An 18,175-nucleotide genomic window follows, 5' to 3' on the forward strand; every position below is an offset into this window, starting at 1 on the left:
CTTCTCAGCATGCCTTGGTGGTTCTGGATCCTGTTATGGGTGGCGTTGGTTGCCGTGTCACTCCTCTTCTATTTCGTGCTGGGCGTTCGCCTGTTCCGCAAGTTCATGGCCACAGTCAAGGACCTTGGCGCCGCCGGCGACAAATTGGGCCACGTTGGCCCGCTCCCCGGGGCTGATCACCAGGATCAAAAGCCCGGCATCGGGCGTCCGGCCGCGGGCTCTGCCGTTTTTGCCTCGCCAGCCGACATGCGACATGATTACGAGGCATCCAAGTCCTCCCGCCGGGAAGAACGCCGCCTTCGGCGAGTGCAGCGCAAGAAGGACCGGGGCCAGCCGCAGGCTCTCACAGATCTCGACTTCACATAGAAGTAGGATGTTTTTAGAGGAAAGGATTTCCCATGGGAAGACTGTTTGATGGCCCCTGGCCCATCGTCATTATCATCGTTGTTGCACTGCTTCTCTTTGCCGCGCCCAAGCTTCCTGCCATGGCGCGCAGCCTTGGCCAGTCCATGCGGATCATCAAATCCGAGGTTAAGGAAATGAAGAACGACGGCAAAACCGAGCCCACCGATGCCTCCGGGCCGGTGGAGGGCACCATCGTGAACCACCCCAAGGCGAAGCCGGGAGAGCCGACCGACGGCACTGACGTTCCGCCGTCGAACCGCGCCTAAACCCCAGTGGCACTGAAGCGGGCCCGTAAAGCCAACCCAGAGGGACGGATGTCCCTCTGGGACCACCTCAAGGAGCTGAAGAACCGGCTGATCAAGTCGGCCATCGGAGTCGTCATTGGCGGCATCGGCGGCTGGATACTTTACGATCCGCTGCTGAAGGCCCTGGCTGAGCCCGTTAACCGTATTTCGGATCAGACCGGCGGCCTCGCCGCCATCAACTTCGGCAGCATCGCCTCCCCGTTCGACTTCAAGCTCCAGATGTCGCTTCTGATCGGCGTGGTCATCTCCAGTCCCATTTGGATCTACCAGCTGTGGGCCTTCATCACCCCGGGCCTGACATCCAAGGAGCGCCGCTACACTCTGGGCTACATGGCTGCTGCCGTCCCGCTGTTCCTGGCCGGAATCTGGGCCGGCTGGCTGGTGGTACCCCAGGTGGTCCATGCGCTGACGCAGTTCACGCCCGAGGGCTCATCCAGCGTCATTGACGCGCGAACCTACATCGAGTTCGTCACGCGCATGGTCCTGGTCCTGGGTATAGCCTTCCTGGTGCCGGTGGTCCTGGTGGGCGTCAACATGGCCGGCATTCTGTCCGGACGCACCATCCTCAAGGCTTGGCGCATCACAGTCTTCCTGGTGTTCGTGCTGGCGGCCATCGCGGCGCCCGGCGCCGATGCCATCTCCATGTTCATGCTTGCGGGGCCGCTGCTGGTGCTGTTCTTCGCAGCGATCGGTGTGTGCCTCATGAATGACAAACGCCGTGCGCGCCGCGAGTCGAAGCTGGCTGCCGAAACGGAAGCCACCGCAGACGTCGCAACCCCCAGCAGTGAACTGGGGAACCTCTAAGCTCCCATTAGGCTTGGTGTATGTCCTCCAATACCGGGCCGTTCTCCACAGGCCCAACCACCAGCGGACCGTTCTCGCCGGGGCCGGGTGACGATGTCGAAGTACTCTCACCCGCCGAAAGGTACCGGGCCAGCGCGGAGCGGCGCGCGGAGGCCGCCACAGACCTCGGTGCCTTCACCCAGACTCTCGACTTCGAGCTCGACGACTTCCAGCGGCAGGCGTGCCGGTCCCTTGAAGGGGGCAAGGGTGTCCTGGTAGCCGCGCCGACCGGTGCAGGCAAGACCATCGTGGGTGAATTCGCCATCTACCTGGCCCTCAAGCGTGGCCTCAAGGCTTTTTACACCACCCCCATCAAGGCGCTCAGCAACCAGAAATTCACTGAACTCGGCGAAAAGTACGGTGCCGAAAATGTCGGCCTGCTGACAGGCGACACCAGCATCAACGGCGAGGCACCGGTGGTGGTCATGACCACCGAAGTCCTCCGCAACATGCTTTATGCCGATTCGGCCACCCTGGACGACCTCGGGTACGTCGTGATGGACGAGGTGCACTACCTGGCCGACAGGTTCCGCGGCGCCGTGTGGGAAGAAGTCATCATCCACTTGCCAAGCGAGGTGCAGGTGGTATCCCTCAGCGCCACGGTGTCCAACGCAGAGGAGTTCGGTGCCTGGCTGGACACTGTCCGCGGCGACACGGACATCATCGTCTCCGAACACCGGCCGGTTCCCCTGTGGCAACACGTGATGGTGGGCCGCCGGATCATGGACCTGTTCGCCGGCGAAACCACTTTCGACGAAATTGCTCCTGCGGTTGATGCTGCTGAAGATGACCAGCCCAAAACGGTCAGCGGCAAAAGCCGGAACAAAGAGACAAACCGCGGCTTCGACGTCAATCCGGAACTCCTGACCGTTGCCCGCAACGAAGGCCAGCAGGGCTTCCGGAGCCGGCCGGGCCGCGTGCAGCGCGGCAGGCGGGGCAACGACCGGCCGCCACGGCCTGCCGAACAAACGGGCGTGCGCAGGGCCAGCCGTCCCCAGGTCATCGCCAGCCTGGACCGGATGGACCTTCTTCCCGCCATCACCTTCATCTTTTCCAGGGCCGGTTGCGACGCCGCAGTGGCCCAGTGTGTTGCTTCGGGTCTGTGGCTGACCACGGAGAAGGAACAGCGGATCATCGCCGAACGCGTCGACGAAGCCGGCCGTGACATTCCGCCTGATGACCTCGACGTTCTCGGTTTCTGGAGTTGGCGCGACGGGCTGCTCCGCGGTTTCGCCGCCCACCACGCCGGGATGCTGCCCACCTTCAAGGAAGTTGTGGAGAAGCTCTTCGCCGACGGCCTGGTCAAGGCCGTGTTCGCCACGGAGACCCTGGCCCTGGGCGTGAACATGCCGGCTCGGTCGGTGGTGCTGGAAAAGCTCGACAAGTTCAACGGTGAAGCCCACGTGGACATCACAGCCGGCGAGTACACACAGCTGACCGGCCGCGCCGGCCGGCGCGGCATCGACGTCGAAGGACACGCGGTGGTCCTGTGGCAGCCGGGAGGGGACCCGACGGCGGTGGCCGGCCTGGCGTCCAGGCGCACCTACCCGCTCAATTCCAGTTTCCGTCCCACGTACAACATGAGCATCAACCTGCTGGCCCAGTTCGGCCGGGCCAGGGCCCGTGAAATCCTCGAGTCCTCCTTCGCGCAGTTCCAGGCTGACCGGTCCGTGGTGGGCCTGGCAAGGCAGGTGCGCAGCCGTGAGGAATCCCTTGCCGGCTTCGCCAAGTCGATGACCTGCCACCTTGGCGACTTCACTGAGTACGCACGGCTGCGCCGCGAGCTCTCGGACGTGGAGAACGCCGCGTCGCGCACCACAACCCGCGCACGCAAGTCGATGAGTGACGACTCCCTGGCCAGGCTCATGCCCGGGGACGTGGTTGATGTTCCCGGTGGCAGGGCGCCCGGCCCGGCCATTGTGCTCAGCTCGGACCACAGCAGCCGGGAACCACGGCCCGCTGTCCTGACCCTCGATAACCAGCTGCGCAGGATCGGCACGGACGACCTGGAGGGCCCCATCGCGCCCGTTACCCGGATCCGCATCCCCAAGTCCTTCAACGCCAAGGTCCCCAAGTCGCGCCGTGACCTTGCGTCCTCGGCCAGGAACGCCCTGCGTGAAAACCGGCCGCCCGCGCCGGGTCACAACCGCAACAACGATTTCGGCCTTGCTTCCGCGTTGCCGGACCAGGAAAAGCGCATTGCCGACCTCCGGCGCGCCCTCCGCGCCCACCCCTGCCACGGATGCAACGAACGCGAAGACCACGCCCGCTGGTCCGAGCGCTGGTGGAAGCTGCGGCGCGAAACCGACAACCTGGTCCGCCAGATCCAGGGGCGGACCAACACCATTGCAAAGACGTTCGACAGGGTCTGTGACGTCCTGTCCGCCTACGGCTACCTGGACGCCTCAGATGACGGACGGCTGGCTATCAGCCCGGACGGACAGCGGCTGCGGCGGATCTACGGGGAGAAGGACCTCCTGATTTCCCAGTCGCTCCGCCTGGGTGCCTTCGACGACCTCGACGCCGTCGAGGTCGCCGCCCTGGCCAGTGTGCTGGTTTACCAGGCAAAGCGCGAGGACCGCGGCTTGCGGCCGCGGATGCCCAGCGTCTCCCTGGAAACGTCAGTGGACATCGTGGTCCGGGAATGGTCCGCGCTTGAAGACGTCGAGGAAGCGAACAAGCTGCCGCTCACCGGTGAGCCCGAGCTCGGCCTGGTGTGGCCCATCTACAAGTGGGCCCGCGGGCGCCACCTGCAGGATGTGCTGAGCGGCACCGACCTCGCCGCCGGAGACTTCGTCCGCTGGGTCAAGCAGGTGGTGGACCTGCTGGACCAGATCGCCAAGATTCCAGGCCTCGAACCACGGCTTGCCCGGCTGTGCGGGGAGGCAATCAACCTGATACGCCGCGGCGTCGTGGCCTATTCATCCGTCCAGTAAACGCACTGTCTGCCCCATCGTGCCGGGGCTGTTCCGGCACGCCCCTATGCGAGGAGCCTTTCGCCAATGACCACGTCCGGTCCAGAGTCCAATTCCCGTTCCAAGGCAGCGCTCTACCGCAACGGATCCGTTTATACGGCGGCCGACCCGTTTGCCACGGCCATGTTGGTGGACGGCGATACCGTGGCCTGGGTGGGGTCCGAGCAGGCGGCTTCCTCCATTGCTGATTCAAAGATGGACATCATCGACCTGCGGGGCGCCCTTGTCACGCCGGGGTTCGTGGATTCCCATGCGCACCTGACGGAAACCGGCATTGCCCTGGACTCCCTGAAGCTTGCCTCCGTGAACTCCGCCCGTGAACTGCTGGACGCCGTTGCAGCAGCCGGCGGCAGCGGACCGGTGCTGGGCCACGGTTGGGACGAGACGCAATGGACCGACGCCACGTTGCCCACCGCTGACGAACTCGACCGTGCGGCCGGCGGCCGGTCCGTTTACCTGTCGCGTGTTGACGTCCACTCTGCGCTGGTCTCGGGTGCCCTGGCGCGGGAGCCCGGGCTGCAGGACGCAGAGGGGTACGACGGCGGGGCGAAAGTCTCGCGCGCGGCCCACGCGGCTGCCAGGCGGGCCGCGCGCAGCCTGCCGGCCGATGTCCTTCGCGGATACCAGGCAAAGGCCCTGGCCGAGGCCGCCGCGAATGGCTACGTGGCCCTGGCCGAAATGGGTGCCCCGCACATCGGCGGCGCGGATGACCTGCGTCTCGCGGCGGCGTGGAACACCCCTGGTCCCGGGATGCCCGCACAACCGGAGATCCTGCCGTACTGGGGTGAGTTGGCAGCCACGGAGGAACAGGCACGCAGCCTAGTTTCGCAGTTCGGCTTCAATATCCGCGGCCTGGCCGGTGACCTGAACATTGACGGTTCCATTGGCTCACGTACGGCAGCCCTGCGCTCCGGTTACAGTGACGCCCGCGACGAGCGGGGCAGCCTGTACCTTGGCATCGAGGAAGTGGCCGCGCACCTCGCGGCCTGCTCGCTGGCCGGCATCCAGGGCGGGTTCCATGTCATCGGCGACGCCGGCCTGGACACGGCACTCGCGGCGCTGGACCTGGCGGCCGAACAGGTGGGAGAGCAGCGCGTCCGCGCGGCAGGCCACCGCCTTGAACATGTGGAAATGACGGACGCCGACGCGATAGCCCGGCTGGCCAAATATTCCGTGACCGTCAGCGCCCAGCCGGCATTCGATGCCGCGTGGGGCGGAACCGGCGGGCTGTATGGCCAGCGCCTGGGGGAGCGCAGCCGGTCCATGAACCAGTTCGCCGCCCTGTATGCAGCAGGTGTGCCCGTGTGCTTCGGCAGCGACAGCCCGGTGACTCCGCTTCGCCCCTGGTCGAGTGTGCGTGCATGCCTGGAACACCACAACGACGGGCAGCGCATCTCCGCACGCGCCGCGTTCCTCGGACACACCCGTGCCGGGTGGCGGGCCGCCAAGTACTCCGATCCCATGGCCGGACAGCTGGTACCGGGAGCACCGGCAAGCTTTGCCGTGTGGGAGGTCGAAGAGCTGATGGTCCAGGTTGCCGACGGCCGCGTCCAGTCCTGGAGCACCGATCCCAGGGCCCGGACACCGCTGCTGCCCGCTCTCGACACCGGATCCGACCCCGCCTGCCTGCAGACGGTGCGCAACGGCGTCGAACTCTTCGCAAGCCCTGCCCTGCGATCCTGACCCTGCCACCCGTCCTATAATGGGGAGTTGCGCCAACAGGCAGCTAGCTTGCCGGCCGGTGCACCGACCGCTCCCACCAGGAAAGGCCCTCTGTGCGCGTCCTTACGATCATCCCCACCTACAACGAACTGGAATCGCTGCCCAAGACGCTCCAGCGCCTTCGGACCGCCGTGCCGGCGTCGGATGTGCTGGTAGTGGATGACAACAGCCCCGACGGCACAGGCCAGCTGGCCGACGCCAAAGCGGCCGAAGATCCCCAGGTCCACGTCCTGCACCGCAAGGGCAAGGACGGGCTCGGCGCCGCCTACATCGCCGGGTTCAAGTGGGGACTCGAGGCAGGCTACGACGTGCTCGTGGAAATGGACGCCGACGGCTCCCACCAGCCCGAACAGCTTCCCCAATTGCTTGAAGCCGTGGAGCAGGGCGCAGACCTTGCCATGGGGTCGCGCTGGGTTCCCGGCGGAAGCGTGGTCAACTGGCCGCTGTACCGCCAGGCCATTTCCCGGGTGGGCAGCACGTACGCCCGGCTGATGCTTGGCCTGAAGATCAAGGACGTCACCGGCGGCTACCGCGCGTTCCGCAGGTCCACCCTTGAGAAACTCAACCTGGACCAGGTTGATTCCGTTGGCTACGGCTTCCAGGTGGACCTGGCCTGGCGCGTGGCACGGATGGGCCTGCGCATCGAGGAACGCCCCATCACGTTCGTGGAGCGTGAACTGGGCGCTTCGAAGATGAGTGGCAATATCGTTGTCGAGGCCATGATCAACGTCACCAAATGGGGCCTGGCTGCCCGCTGGAACACCCTCACCCGCAAGGCTGGGGCGAAGCGGTAGCGCCCGGCCTGCTGCAGCAGAAAAGGAACTGCCCCGGCACCATGTGCCGGGGCAGTTCCTTTTAGGTTGTAGCCGGCGCGGGCTAAGCCGAGCGGCGCTCTCCGCGGCGTTCGCGCAGGATGGTCAGCCGGTCTTCCAGGATCTGTTCCAGCTCCGGCAGGGAGCGGCGCTCCAGGAGCATGTCCCAGTGGGTACGCACTGCTTTGTCATTGCTGGTATCGGGGCGTTCGCCGTCGACCAGCAGCGCTTCCTTACCGGTCTTGGAAACCCACACCGGCGGGATCTCTGCTTCGGAGGAGAAAGTGACGAAGACCTGCTCGCCGTCCTCGCAACGGTATTCGACACGCTGGCGCGGAGCCGGCTCGACGCCTGACTCTGTCTCCATGCTCTGCGCGCCAAGGCGCATACCCCGCAGGCTGCGATCGCTCATGATTTCTCCCTCTGGTCGGTTCGCGGAATGGAAACCCGCGCTAGCCGGCAGCGTCGAAGCGCCGCCGGACTACTGTGTGCTCTGTGCTGCATCATAAGATTCAACGCATTCCGAAGCTTTGTTGTTCCAGCGGAACAATACCTGCCGGACAAATACCCTATTGTACGGGGTTCAGACACGTGGGGCCAAAACAAAGGGAGGAACCCCGGCGGGTTCCTCCCTTGTGCATAGCTCTGTGGCGTCAGGACCTGATCAGGGTCCGGAGGTCTTGGCCGCTGTTTCGTCGAACAGGCCGCCCGGCGCTGCGGGGTCCGGGTTGGTTCCGCCCAATGCGCTCCCGATGCCCTTCAGCGCCTCGCCAACTTCACTGGGAATGATCCACAGCTTGTTGGACGTGCCTTCCGCCAGCTTCGGCAGGGTCTGCAGGTACTGGTAAGCCAGGAGCTTCTGGTCGGGGTTGCCCTTGTGGATTGCGTCGAAGACCTTCTGGATGGCCTGGGACTCACCGTCCGCCTTGAGGATAGCCGCTTTGGCTTCACCTTCCGCCTTGAGGATGGCGGCCTGGCGCTGCCCTTCAGCGGTGAGGATTGCTGACTGCTTGGTGCCTTCAGCCGTGAGGATGGCGGCCCGGCGGTCACGCTCGGCGCGCATCTGCTTTTCCATGGAGTCTTGGATGGAGTGCGGCGGATCGATGGCCTTGAGCTCCACCCGGGAAACCCTGATGCCCCAACGGCCGGTGGCTTCGTCCAGCACGCCGCGGAGCTGTCCGTTGATCTGGTCGCGGGAGGTCAGCGCCTCCTCCAGGTTGAGTCCACCCACCACGTTACGCAGGGTGGTGGTGGTGAGCTGCTCCACAGCCTGGATGTAGTTGGCGATCTCATACGTGGCCGCACGTGCATCGGTGACCTGGAAGTACACCACGGTGTCGATGCTGACCACGAGGTTGTCCTCGGTGATGACCGGCTGGGGAGGGAACGAGACGACCTGTTCGCGGAGGTCCAGCAGGGGGAGGAGGCGGTCCACGAACGGAATCAGGATGGTGAGCCCCGGGTTGAGCGTCCGCTGGTACTTGCCCAGTCGCTCCACGACCCCCGCCCGGGCCTGCGGAACGATGCGGACCGACCGCACCAGGACGATGATCACAAAGATGATCAGTACTACCAGCACAACGGCCAAGGCGGTGCTGCCTGCGTTATCCATACATTTCCTTCTTCCCCAATTGATAAAGCTGTGTCAGGTTCGGTCTTCGGCCGGAGGCGGCGCCGAAACCACGGCAGTGGCGCCATCAATGGCTGCGACGACCACCATCTGTCCGGCGGTGAGGATGCCGGCCGCGGAGCGTGCGCTCCAAATGTCGCCGCCAATTTTCACCAGGCCACCGTCCGAGGTCACTGCCTCCATGACCACGGCCTGCTCACCGATGAGCCGGTCCACGTTTGTCCGTTGCTCGGCGGGTCCCTTCTTCAGGTGGGAAAGGGCAACGGGCCGGACAAAGGCGACCATGAGCAAGGAAACAATGCAGAAGATGACGATCTGCAGCCACGGGTCTGCGCCGGCGAAATCGGACACCAGCGCAGCGAGTGCACCGCCGCCCAGCATGATGAAGAACAGGTCGAGGGTAATCATTTCGACCACCGCGAACGCCAGGAATGCGGTCAGCCATACGGCCCACCAGTTTTCACCCAACCACTCGAACACTGTGTTCCCCCTTCGTTACAAGGTCCTGACGGGGGACCTTTGAGTAACTGTGACTTCCATCCTAGTCGGGCACCACAGGCGGGGTGCGGGCCCGGAGCAGAAGACCGGGGATAGTGGCCAAGTCGTTACAGGCGGCCCTTTGGACGGTAGGCCAGAACCCTGAACTTCGCGTCGGCCGCCACGGGTTCGGGGCTGCCGGCCAGGCGGTCTGCGATCGCGTCCCGGCCCTGGTGGTGCCCGGCGGGGCCCATGAAGGCGAGGTCGGCGGCTTGCCGTCGGGTGAGCCAGAGCGGGATATCGACGTCGGTAGCCGACTCTGCATCAAAGTGCTCCGCCATGGCCGCGGCCAGGCGGGAGTCCTTCCCTTCCTCAATCCCCAGCATGCCAGTCAGTGCGGCAAGGGCTGACAGGTGCCCTTGCCTCGGCGTGACAACCACAAGGCGGCCGTGCGGCCGGAGGACGCGGGCGAACTCGGCGGGGTTTCTCGGGGCAAAGATAACCGTCACGGCGTCCACCGACCCGTCGGCCAGGGGAATCCGTTTCCACACGTCCCAGACGAGGTTGACCGCCTCCGGGTTGAGCCGCGCCGCCCGCCGCAGGGCAAACTTCGAGATATCGAGCCCCACAGCGTTTACCGTCCGGCCCTGCTCCGCAGCAGCGTCCAGCACGGCCCTCAGGTAGTGGCCGGTGCCGGTCCCGGCATCCAGCACGGCTGCATGCCGTGGGGACAGGCACGGTACGACGGCGGCTGCCACCTCGCGTGCCAGCGGTGCGTATTTTCCTGCTCCAAGGAACGCGGAACGGGCGTCGGCCATCTCCGCCGTGTCAGCTTCAAAGGACGTGCCCTTGCCCACCAGCATGTTGAAGTAACCCTGCCGCGCCGCGTCGAAGCTGTGCCCGGAGCTGCATGCCATTCGGGCAGGTCCCGAGGGCCGGGTATCCGCGTCCGCCAGCGGCTTCAGGCAGAGGGGGCACAGCAGCGGCAGGTCAGGGGGAAGGGGCATGGCCTCTATCTTAACTGGCTAGGGCACGCTGATTCCGGCAGGGCCGTCATCGAAGCCCAGCCCCTCCCTTGCCTTGCCGATTCCCGGCTCAGCCCAGTGGGCGGCGTACTCCGCGTTGCTGCTCAGGGACCGGAGCTGCGCCCGGTCCACATAAAGGATTCCGTTGAGGTGATCCGTCTCATGCTGGACGATGCGTGCCTGCCAGCCGGAGAACCCACGCCGCTCCGCGCCGCCGTCGGGCCGGACAAAGTCCAGCAGCACGGCCTGCGGGCGGGAAACCACCGCCTGCAGTCCGTTGAGGGAAAGGCAACCTTCGTAGAAGGCGGCCCGGTCCGGACCCGCCGGGGTGTAGGAAGGGTTCAGGATGGCCAGGAAGTCGAGCGGCGCACGATTGCGGAGGGCGGCGGCCTCGTGGTCCACGTCGTACTTGTCCTCCAGGACGGCCAGCTGCAGGGGGATCCCGAGTTGCGGCGCTGCCAGCCCCACGCCTGGAGCCTCATGCATTACCTGCCGCATGAGCTCTATGAGCCGGGCCAGCTGTTCGGGAGTTATTTGGCCGTCGAAGGGGGCCGCCTTCTGCCGCAATGCCGGGTGGCCGGCCTGCACGATCGGAGGGAGGGTGCCTGCGGACAGGATGCGGTCCACAGTCTCGCGGATCTGCTCTGCAGTGAGGTCCGTGGATGGTGCCGGGAAGGTCATGGTGAAAGCCTAGCGGCCGGCCGAAGGGACTCCAGAGCTCCGCTAAGGTCTATTCCATGGCTGACGAAACCAAGGCGACGGACCAACCCGGGGCGCCGACAGGACCGGTGGACCGCGTCCTCGAGTTCATCCGGATCCTGGAAGCCGGCGGGGGAGCGGCCGAAATCAGGCCCTACCTCGCCGATACGTTTACGCTCGTGGAGGCACCCCACCTGCTGGCACCCGAGGGCTCCACCCGCACCCTCGCGGACGTTCTGGCGGGCGCCGATCAGAGTTCGCAGGTGGTGGCCGACCAGGTGTTCACCATCAGGAGGACAACCTGCGAAGGCGGACGTGTGGCTGTCGAAGCTGACTGGTCCGCAACCGTCCTGATGGACATCCGCTACTGGGACCGCGGCGAAACTATCCGGGCGCGGACCTCGTCGGTCTTCGAAGTCCGTGACGGGCTGATCATCAGCCAGGACAGCTACGACTGCTACTTCCGCTGACCCTGGTTGCACGGGATTCCTGCTGCATGGTGAACCGGCCGGCAACCCACTGGTTGACGGCCGGGGACTCCGCGGCCGCGCCGATCACTGAATTCCGCAATGCAAGGACCGGGGCAGGCAAGGGCCGGCCCAGCAGCATATTGATTTCGGCCTGCCGCCGCGCCCGCAGTGCCGCCTGGCGGCGGTTCCGCTCGTAACCACGGAAGGCCTCCGGGTCATGCCTGCCGTTAACTGCCTGCACGATCAGTGGTGCCAGGGCCTGGGCGTCCAGCCAGCCCAGGTTCATTCCCTGCCCGCCGATGGGGCTGATTTCGTGGGCGGCGTCGCCCACCAGGATCACGCGCCCGGCCACAGTCCTGCGCGCCACTGAGGATCTGACGCTGAAGGCGCTGAGCATGGTGTTGGTGGCAGGGTCCGGGCTGACCCCGGTCCGGTCCTCCACGAGCCGGGCCAGTTCCTCCGGGCCCGCGCCTTCGGCGGGCCTTCCCAGCCGCACCACCCAGCGGCGGAGGGCGCCCGGCAGCGGAAACGACTCAACGATGCCGCCGCTCTCAAGGAACAGCACGGCCCGGCCACCAAATTGCGTGTGGTCCGCGAAGTCACCCATGACATAGTGGTCCGGGTAGGTTTTCCGCCGGACCGGGACGCCGATCAGGTCCCTGATCCTGGACCGCGGACCGTCCGCGCCTATAACCAGCGAAGCCCTGAACGTACCTCCCCCTTTCGCGGCACCCCCGGCGGACGTTACCGACACACTGGCACTGCCGCCGTCGTACGCGACGTCGAGTACCTCCGTCCCCCTGACCAGCGCGCGGCTGTCGAGGGCGTGCACCTGTTCTTCCAGCAGCTGCTCGGTCCGGTACTGCGGCAGCGAAAGCACGAACGGAAAGGCCTCCGACACTCCGGCGAACGGCATGCGGCCCACGGCCCGGCCACGGCTGACCGCCAGCCCGGAACGGATGGCGACCCCATCGGCCACCATCCGGCCCGCGATGCCCAGCTGGTCCAGCGCGGCGAGGGCCGGCGGATGGATGCCGATGGCCCGGGAATGAAGATTCCTGTCCGATCTCTGCTCCAGGACGCGGACCGCAACGCCCTGCCGGAGGAGAATGGCTGCGAGGTACAGGCCCACTGGTCCGCCCCCGACGATGACCACATCAGCGTTCATGGCCGCGCCTGTGCAGGGCCAGCACCTGGTGAAACGCTGCACCGGGTTCCACGGTCCAGCCCGGGGGAGCCAGTGCGGACAGTTCCGCGCCCGTGTAGCTGCGCCGGATCGAGGTCAGCCCGTCCTCCCGGATGAAAGAGTTCCGCAGGGGGAGGGTGGCTACGCCAAAAAGGGCGAAGGCCACTGCGCTGCGGCGCAGGTCGTTGTGCAGGGCCTTCTTCCGGGCGAGCACGTCCGAGTGGACCAGAAGCTCGTTGAATTCTTCCGTTCCGAGGTGGTGCAGGACATGGTTGGAGATGACGACGTCGAATGCGGCACCTTCGCTGACCAGCTCGGCAGTGTGCGCCTGCCGGAAGTCCACGCCGGGGATCGGCGTCCGGGTGCGGGCGAAGGCAGCCGCGCGCGGATCCGGGTCGACGCCGGTGACCCGAACAGCCAGCCCGTCCCTGGCAGCCCAGCGGGCGAGCATGACGGCGAGGTCGCCGCCGCCGGACCCGATGTCAAGGATGCTGGCCGGTCCGGCTGACAGGACAGGACGCAGTTCTTTGACGTACAGCCGCCTCCATCCGGACACGATCCTGTTGACCAGGCCAAACTGGCGGTAGGTGTTTTCCAGCTTTTGCGCATCGCAGTCCGGCAGGTCCATCTGTTCCAGCTCGCCCGCCGCACGCCCGTGCCAGATGAGCACCGGTTCAGGCCACCGGGAATTCCTGCAGCAGTTCTTGCTGCCGCGTCTCAGCCGGGTTCCGGGCCGCCGGCGGGGCCTGCCGCAGCTTCGTCAGGAGCGCCGTTTCCACCGTCAGGCCGGGGCCGAACGCCATTGAACAGATCCTTTCGTCTCCCGGTTCGCTGTCCTGCCCGAGGATGTGCCGAAGGACAAAAAGCACTGTGGCGCTGCTCATGTTGCCGTAGTTGCGCAGGACTTCACGGGCCGGGATCAGCTGTTCGTCGGTGAGGCCCAACCGGGCCTGGACTTTATCCAGGATGCTGCGGCCGCCCGGGTGGATGGCCCAGTGCCTGATGCCTGTGTAGGGGAGTGCCTGGAGGCCGGGCTCGCGGGCCAGCAGCGGCTGCAGCGCACCCACGATGTGATCATCAATGATGTGCGGCACGTAGTTGCCCAGCACCATTTCGAAGCCGTGGTCGCCGATGTTCCAGGCCATGGAGTCTTCCCCAACCGGCGTCAGCACTGTTTCGAAGTGGTCAAGCTGCAGCAGGGCTGTTTCCTCCGCTGCAGGGTTGGCTGTGACGATGGCCGCGGCGGCACCGTCCGCAAAGAGCGCCGAGCCCATGATGGTGTCCGGGTCATTGGACGTCCGGACGTGCAGTGAGCACAGTTCAGCACAGACGACGAGGACGACGGCGTCCGGATCGGCTTCGCAGAACAGCTTGGCCGCACGCAGGGCAGGAAAAGCCGCGTAACAGCCCATGAAGCCCAGGTGGTAGCGCTGCACCGACGGGTCCAGGCCGAGCTCGCGGACGATCTTGTAATCGGGCCCCGGGTTGAAAAAGCCGGTACAGGAGACGGTTACCAGATGAGTTATGTCAAGTAGATTCAAGTCCGGGCAGGCTTTGACAGCGGCAGCGGAGGCTTCGACAAACAGTTTGGTCGCCTCCCGGGCGAAGATGTCGTTGCGGACCTTGGTGCTGGGATTCAGGAGAAGTCCCGAGTCCGGGTCGTAGAACTGTGGATCGTCAGAGCGGAAGGCGTTGGTGAGCTCATCGACGGCCGTGAACCTGGTCTCAATGGCAGCTGAATCGAAACACGTGGCCACCAGTCGCGAACCAAGCCTGCTGAGTCCAGGTTGCGCGGCAAAGACGTCACGCGCCTCAGCCTGGATCAGCTTCGTTGCCGGAACTGCAGTTTCAAGTGAACGCACGTAGACCGTCATTGACCCATTCTTAACGAGCGCATGCACAATGACAATGGTTCAACGGTTTGACCTGCGGAATCGCCGCTCCTGCCGCTATCCGCGCATGTAACCGAAACGCCGATAATCTACATTATGTAAAGTAACTGTAATTCGGCTCCTTAAGACACTCCCCTTGTCGCGGCCCCGCTGCCTTTTGGCTGGCCCGTCAGGCAGCGTTCTGCGGAAGCACCAGGAGGTAACCGGCGGGTAGCTGCGAACTCCATCGGCGGGGTTCCCTGACAACGAACTGGGTGGCAAGTTCCTCGGGTGTCAGCAGGCTGTTGGGTGCCGGCGACGGACCCCATTGCTGGCTGCCGTAGGGATAGAGAGGGTCCAGCACGTTGACACCGGTGACCTTAAAGTCCTGGAAACTTGCAGGATCACCCATCGACTCGAAGCCGCTCATCACCCATGCATGCCGGCCGCTCCACATCACCAAGCCCACTGGCCGGCCCGTCTCGGTGATCGCACGCGCCGCCGTCTGCAGGGCAGCCCCGTAATCCGCGACGCTGACCACGCTGTAAGGGCCCATGCCGGAGGCGGACAGCACGTGTGCCCAGCCGTAAGGGTTGGCTCCGTTGAAAGAGTCGGATGACCGTGCGCGGGCCAGTTCCCACAACTCCCCCTGCTGGGCGCTGTCCGACCATGTCCCCCCACCCGTGTCATCGATCAGGTTGTGGGCCATCTGGATACTCGCCGCAACGCACCAATCGAAGGTGTACTGCGGGACGAAGTCGCCCTCGCGGTACAGATTGAAGGCAAAAGGTCCGCGTTCCGGCGGCGGAGTGACAGCCGGAAGGGGTGCCGGCGCTGTGGCGGCAGGCGTGGTCTGCGGAACCGGTTCGGCAACCGCTTGAACGGTGGCAGTGGGCGGCGTGCCGCCGGCAACGTCATCAACGCCGGCCGGCGTGCATGCCACCAGCAGGCTGGCCAATACTGCCAACCAAACGGTGTGACGGGGACGGGTGCCGTTCATGACCGTCCCAGTCTAGCGCCGGACGCCAATACCGGCTCCGACCATCGCCCCTACGCCAAGTCCAAGCGCGAAGCCCAGGAAGGGACTGTCAAAGAATGCCAACCCGATGGCGATGCCCAAGGCCGCGCCCAGCAGGCAACAGATCCAGAGCGGCTTGTTCACGGTTCCTCCAACGCGGTCAGTCATCCAGCGGCAGGCGTAGAACAGAATCTACTTCATACAGCCAAACCTTCACCGATACGGCCTGGGGACAAGTAGCCCCCGCCGGCAAGTCGGGTACAGCCTACGGATGCCAGACGGGTTCCGGACCGAATATCGTCGGTTCCCTGAGGCGACCCCGATCCGGGCCAGCCAGCCGGCAAGCCCGGTTGTCGGCGTCGTCTCCGGAAGCCGCCTGCGCCTATGAAAATGGCGCCGGTGCAACTCCTCAGCGCCAGGACGTCCCATGCCGCAGTCCCCGTATCTCGAAGACCAGAGCACACCACGGTTTGTGCTCCCCCAGTCCCCCGGCCGCCGGACCCGGAGTGCGCTGCGGGAAGAGGCACTGGCGCACGCGCCGGGGAAGCCTGTGCTGATGCTCCGGCCGGCGCCCGTTAAAGTCCGTGCAGCGCTTGGCTCTGCCATCGCGTACACGGTCACGCACATCCTCGTTGAACAGGACGGCAACGGACCGTACACAGTCCGGTGGGAACCCGGCTGGCTGGTGCACCGCCTCTGAGCCTGCTTCCGCGGCAGGTGCCGATGCGGGTAGCTCCGCGGCGGACCGATAGGCTCGAAACCATGAGTCTTTCGAAATCCGGGCCTGCCAACGGCCCCCGTGGCCTGGTGGCCGCTGCTGCCGTGGCGGACGTTGTCCTGATCCTGGTGTTCGCGGCGATCGGCCGGGACGCCCACGCCCGGGACGGGATCATCACCGGAGTCTTCCTGACGGCCTGGCCCTTCCTTGCCGGGGCCGCCGCAGGCTGGCTCGCAACCAGCGCCTGGCGCAACCCGATGTCACTGCGCCGGGCCGGCACGGGAGCCTGGCTGGGGAGCCTCATTGGCGGCATGCTGCTCAGGGCCCTCACGGGGCAGACTGTGGTGGTGCCTTTCATCGTCGTCGCCCTCCTCAGCCTGGGAGTGCTGCTCATGGGGTACCGGGCGCTGTACCGCATCATCCGCCGCCGCCGCGGTTAAGCACCGGCGCTCCCCCGGGTCCAATGTGTTGGGTCCGGCCGCGGTGGGCACCGATGTAATAGGCTGGCAGAACCAAGAAACGCGCCGGTCAACGCCGCGGCGCAACAGATCCGGAGGGTTTCAACGTGATCACCGCATTCGTCCTGATCAAAACGGACGCTTCCCGCATTCCCGAGACGGCCGAGGAAATCTCAGCGATCGACGGCATCAGCGAGGTGTACTCCGTCACCGGAGAGTGGGACCTGATCGCCGTCGCCAGGGTATCCCGGCACGAAGACCTTGCGGATGTCATTGCCGACCGGCTCTCGAAAGTTCCGGCGGTGGTCCACACCACTACCCACATTGCCTTCCGGGCGTACTCCCAACACGACCTTGACGCGGCCTTTTCGTTGGGGTTCGAACAGTAGGCAAGGCACCCGCCGCTACGGCGCGGTGAGCGAGACCCATTTGTCGAGCACCGCAGCCGCGGCCCCGCTTTCGATGGACGCGGCCGCGCGGGCGTAGGCACCCCGCATCCTGTCAAGGAAAGTTCCCTCGGCTGAAAGATCGAAGGCCACCAGGCCGGCGGCAGCGTTGAGCAGGACGGCGTCCCGCGCAGGACCTTCCTTGCCTGCCAGGACCTCCCGGACAACCGCCGCGTTCGCTGTCGCATCGCCGCCGCGGAGCTGTTCCACGGTGGCCGGGCTGATCCCCAGGTCGCGGGGCGAGAACTCCGATGCATCGACGCTGCCGTTGCGGATCTCCCACACCGTGGAAGGGCCGGTGGTGGTGAGCTCATCCAGACCGTCGTTACCGCGGAACACCAGTCCCCTGCTCCCCCGCCGCGCCAGGACACCGGCCACCAGCGGTGCCATCCTGGCGTTTGCGACGCCGACAGCGGATGCCTGCACATTGGCCGGGTTGGTCAGCGGGCCAAGGAAGTTGAAGGCAGTGGGGATGGCCAGTTCCTTCCTCGGCACCGCGGTATGCCGGAATGAAGGATGGAATACCTGGGCGAAGCAAAAGGTGATTCCCGCCTCTTCTGCGTTCCTCGCCACGCGGTCGATCGACAGATCCAGCCGCACGCCGAGAGCCTCCAGGACGTCGGCAGAACCGGACGACGACGACGCAGCCCGGTTGCCGTGCTTGACCACCTTGGCGCCGGCACCGGCAGCAACCAGTGCCGCCATGGTGGAAATGTTGACAGTGTTCAGCTGGTCACCGCCCGTGCCGACGATGTCGAGCTTCTCACCTGAGATGGTGATGGGATTGGCATGGGCGAGCATGGCGTCCACCAGGCCGGAGAGCTCCTCGACCGTCTCTCCCTTGCCGCTGAGCGCGACGAGGAAGCCCGCGATCTGCGCAGGCGTGGCTTCCCCGGACATGATGGTGTCCATGGCCCAGGACGTGTTGTCCGCGGTGAGGTCACGCCCACTGATCAGCGCTGAGATCAGTCGGGGCCAGGTGTTGCCGGACGCTGGGGAAGCCTGTGAAGTCACCTGCTGATGCTATCGAGGGATAGCAGCGGCTGACCAATATGAACCGGTGCGGGAACTTTTCCGCGCGATTTCGCGTCTTTGTAGAAAAAGTCCTCCCAAAA

Annotated in this window: 21 protein-coding genes; 10 read left to right on the forward strand and 11 right to left on the reverse strand. The window is 65.5% G+C overall.

Going from position 1 to position 18,175, the window contains the following annotated elements:
* Positions 1-9 precede the first annotated feature (9 nt).
* From ACHL_RS09705 to ACHL_RS09730, 6 genes are all read left to right on the forward strand, one after another.
* The gene (locus ACHL_RS09705; RefSeq protein WP_015937120.1) at positions 10-366 is read left to right on the forward strand and encodes a hypothetical protein; all 357 of its coding nucleotides are present in this window, start codon (positions 10-12) and stop codon (positions 364-366) included.
* A 32-nt stretch (positions 367-398) separates the two neighbouring features.
* A complete protein-coding gene (gene tatA / locus ACHL_RS09710; protein ID WP_015937121.1) occupies positions 399-671 on the forward strand; it encodes a Sec-independent protein translocase subunit TatA in 273 nt (90 codons plus the stop codon).
* 48 nt (positions 672-719) lie between these two features.
* Positions 720-1,514, forward strand: a complete 795-nt coding sequence (gene tatC / locus ACHL_RS09715; RefSeq protein ID WP_015937122.1) for a twin-arginine translocase subunit TatC — start codon at positions 720-722, stop codon at positions 1,512-1,514.
* Positions 1,515-1,534: 20 nt separating this feature from the next.
* Positions 1,535-4,489 carry a DEAD/DEAH box helicase gene (locus ACHL_RS09720; protein ID WP_015937123.1) on the forward strand — a complete coding sequence of 985 codons (2,955 nt, stop codon included), beginning with the start codon at positions 1,535-1,537 and terminating at the stop codon, positions 4,487-4,489.
* 66 nt (positions 4,490-4,555) lie between these two features.
* Entirely contained in the window at positions 4,556-6,211 is a 1,656-nt protein-coding gene (locus ACHL_RS09725; RefSeq protein WP_015937124.1) for an amidohydrolase, read from the forward strand.
* A gap of 92 nt (positions 6,212-6,303) precedes the next feature.
* On the forward strand, positions 6,304-7,044 hold the full coding sequence (locus ACHL_RS09730) for a polyprenol monophosphomannose synthase (RefSeq protein WP_015937125.1): 741 nt from the start codon (positions 6,304-6,306) through the stop codon (positions 7,042-7,044).
* A gap of 82 nt (positions 7,045-7,126) precedes the next feature.
* On the opposite strand, the gene ACHL_RS09735 is transcribed toward ACHL_RS09730, so the two are convergent.
* The 5 genes from ACHL_RS09735 to ACHL_RS09755 all read right to left on the reverse strand — a co-directional run bounded on the left by ACHL_RS09735 (position 7,127) and on the right by ACHL_RS09755 (position 10,875).
* Positions 7,127-7,474: an RNA polymerase-binding protein RbpA gene (locus tag ACHL_RS09735; RefSeq protein WP_013600997.1), complete on the reverse strand. Its 348-nt coding sequence runs from the start codon at positions 7,472-7,474 to the stop codon at positions 7,127-7,129.
* A gap of 252 nt (positions 7,475-7,726) precedes the next feature.
* Complete coding sequence (locus ACHL_RS09740) at positions 7,727-8,674, reverse strand: SPFH domain-containing protein (RefSeq protein WP_015937126.1); 948 nt, start codon at positions 8,672-8,674, stop codon at positions 7,727-7,729.
* 33 nt (positions 8,675-8,707) lie between these two features.
* The gene (locus tag ACHL_RS09745; RefSeq protein WP_015937127.1) at positions 8,708-9,172 is read right to left on the reverse strand and encodes an NfeD family protein; all 465 of its coding nucleotides are present in this window, start codon (positions 9,170-9,172) and stop codon (positions 8,708-8,710) included.
* A 125-nt stretch (positions 9,173-9,297) separates the two neighbouring features.
* On the reverse strand, positions 9,298-10,176 hold the full coding sequence (locus ACHL_RS09750) for a methyltransferase domain-containing protein (RefSeq protein ID WP_015937128.1): 879 nt from the start codon (positions 10,174-10,176) through the stop codon (positions 9,298-9,300).
* Between the two features lie 18 nt (positions 10,177-10,194).
* Positions 10,195-10,875 (reverse strand): peptide deformylase, encoded by a 681-nt coding sequence (locus tag ACHL_RS09755; protein WP_015937129.1) that lies wholly within the window; start codon positions 10,873-10,875, stop codon positions 10,195-10,197.
* A gap of 56 nt (positions 10,876-10,931) precedes the next feature.
* On the opposite strand from ACHL_RS09755, the gene ACHL_RS09760 reads away from it, so the two are divergent.
* A complete protein-coding gene (locus ACHL_RS09760; RefSeq protein ID WP_015937130.1) occupies positions 10,932-11,363 on the forward strand; it encodes a nuclear transport factor 2 family protein in 432 nt (143 codons plus the stop codon).
* Here ACHL_RS09760 and ACHL_RS09765 read toward each other — a convergent pair.
* The 5 genes from ACHL_RS09765 to ACHL_RS24475 form a co-directional block, all read right to left on the reverse strand.
* Positions 11,329-12,531, reverse strand: coding sequence for an FAD-dependent oxidoreductase (locus tag ACHL_RS09765; protein ID WP_015937131.1), 1,203 nt, complete (start codon positions 12,529-12,531; stop codon positions 11,329-11,331). The two genes, ACHL_RS09760 and ACHL_RS09765, sit on opposite strands and share 35 nt — an antisense overlap.
* The gene (locus ACHL_RS09770) at positions 12,521-13,177 is read right to left on the reverse strand and encodes a class I SAM-dependent methyltransferase (protein ID WP_050767155.1); all 657 of its coding nucleotides are present in this window, start codon (positions 13,175-13,177) and stop codon (positions 12,521-12,523) included. Before ACHL_RS09770 ends, ACHL_RS09765 begins: the two co-directional genes overlap by 11 nt.
* 46 nt (positions 13,178-13,223) lie before the next feature.
* The gene (locus ACHL_RS09775) at positions 13,224-14,423 is read right to left on the reverse strand and encodes a type III polyketide synthase (protein ID WP_015937133.1); all 1,200 of its coding nucleotides are present in this window, start codon (positions 14,421-14,423) and stop codon (positions 13,224-13,226) included.
* A 187-nt stretch (positions 14,424-14,610) separates the two neighbouring features.
* Positions 14,611-15,420 (reverse strand): hypothetical protein, encoded by an 810-nt coding sequence (locus ACHL_RS09780; protein WP_015937134.1) that lies wholly within the window; start codon positions 15,418-15,420, stop codon positions 14,611-14,613.
* A gap of 12 nt (positions 15,421-15,432) precedes the next feature.
* Positions 15,433-15,582, reverse strand: a complete 150-nt coding sequence (locus ACHL_RS24475) for a hypothetical protein (RefSeq protein ID WP_167534773.1) — start codon at positions 15,580-15,582, stop codon at positions 15,433-15,435.
* Positions 15,583-15,865: 283 nt separating this feature from the next.
* Here ACHL_RS24475 and ACHL_RS09785 point away from each other — a divergent pair, with 283 nt between their 5' ends.
* The 3 genes from ACHL_RS09785 to ACHL_RS09795 all read left to right on the forward strand — a co-directional run bounded on the left by ACHL_RS09785 (position 15,866) and on the right by ACHL_RS09795 (position 17,003).
* The gene (locus ACHL_RS09785) at positions 15,866-16,138 is read left to right on the forward strand and encodes a hypothetical protein (protein ID WP_015937135.1); all 273 of its coding nucleotides are present in this window, start codon (positions 15,866-15,868) and stop codon (positions 16,136-16,138) included.
* Between the two features lie 62 nt (positions 16,139-16,200).
* Positions 16,201-16,596, forward strand: a complete 396-nt coding sequence (locus ACHL_RS09790; protein WP_050767084.1) for a DUF3054 domain-containing protein — start codon at positions 16,201-16,203, stop codon at positions 16,594-16,596.
* Positions 16,597-16,721: 125 nt separating this feature from the next.
* Complete coding sequence (locus ACHL_RS09795) at positions 16,722-17,003, forward strand: Lrp/AsnC family transcriptional regulator (RefSeq protein ID WP_015937137.1); 282 nt, start codon at positions 16,722-16,724, stop codon at positions 17,001-17,003.
* A gap of 15 nt (positions 17,004-17,018) precedes the next feature.
* Here ACHL_RS09795 and trpD read toward each other — a convergent pair whose 3' ends face one another.
* Entirely contained in the window at positions 17,019-18,074 is a 1,056-nt protein-coding gene (trpD, locus tag ACHL_RS09800; RefSeq protein ID WP_015937138.1) for an anthranilate phosphoribosyltransferase, read from the reverse strand.
* Positions 18,075-18,175: the final 101 nt, after the last annotated feature.

This window comes from Pseudarthrobacter chlorophenolicus A6 (genome assembly GCF_000022025.1).
GTDB classification, from domain to species: Bacteria; Actinomycetota; Actinomycetes; order Actinomycetales; family Micrococcaceae; genus Arthrobacter; species Arthrobacter chlorophenolicus.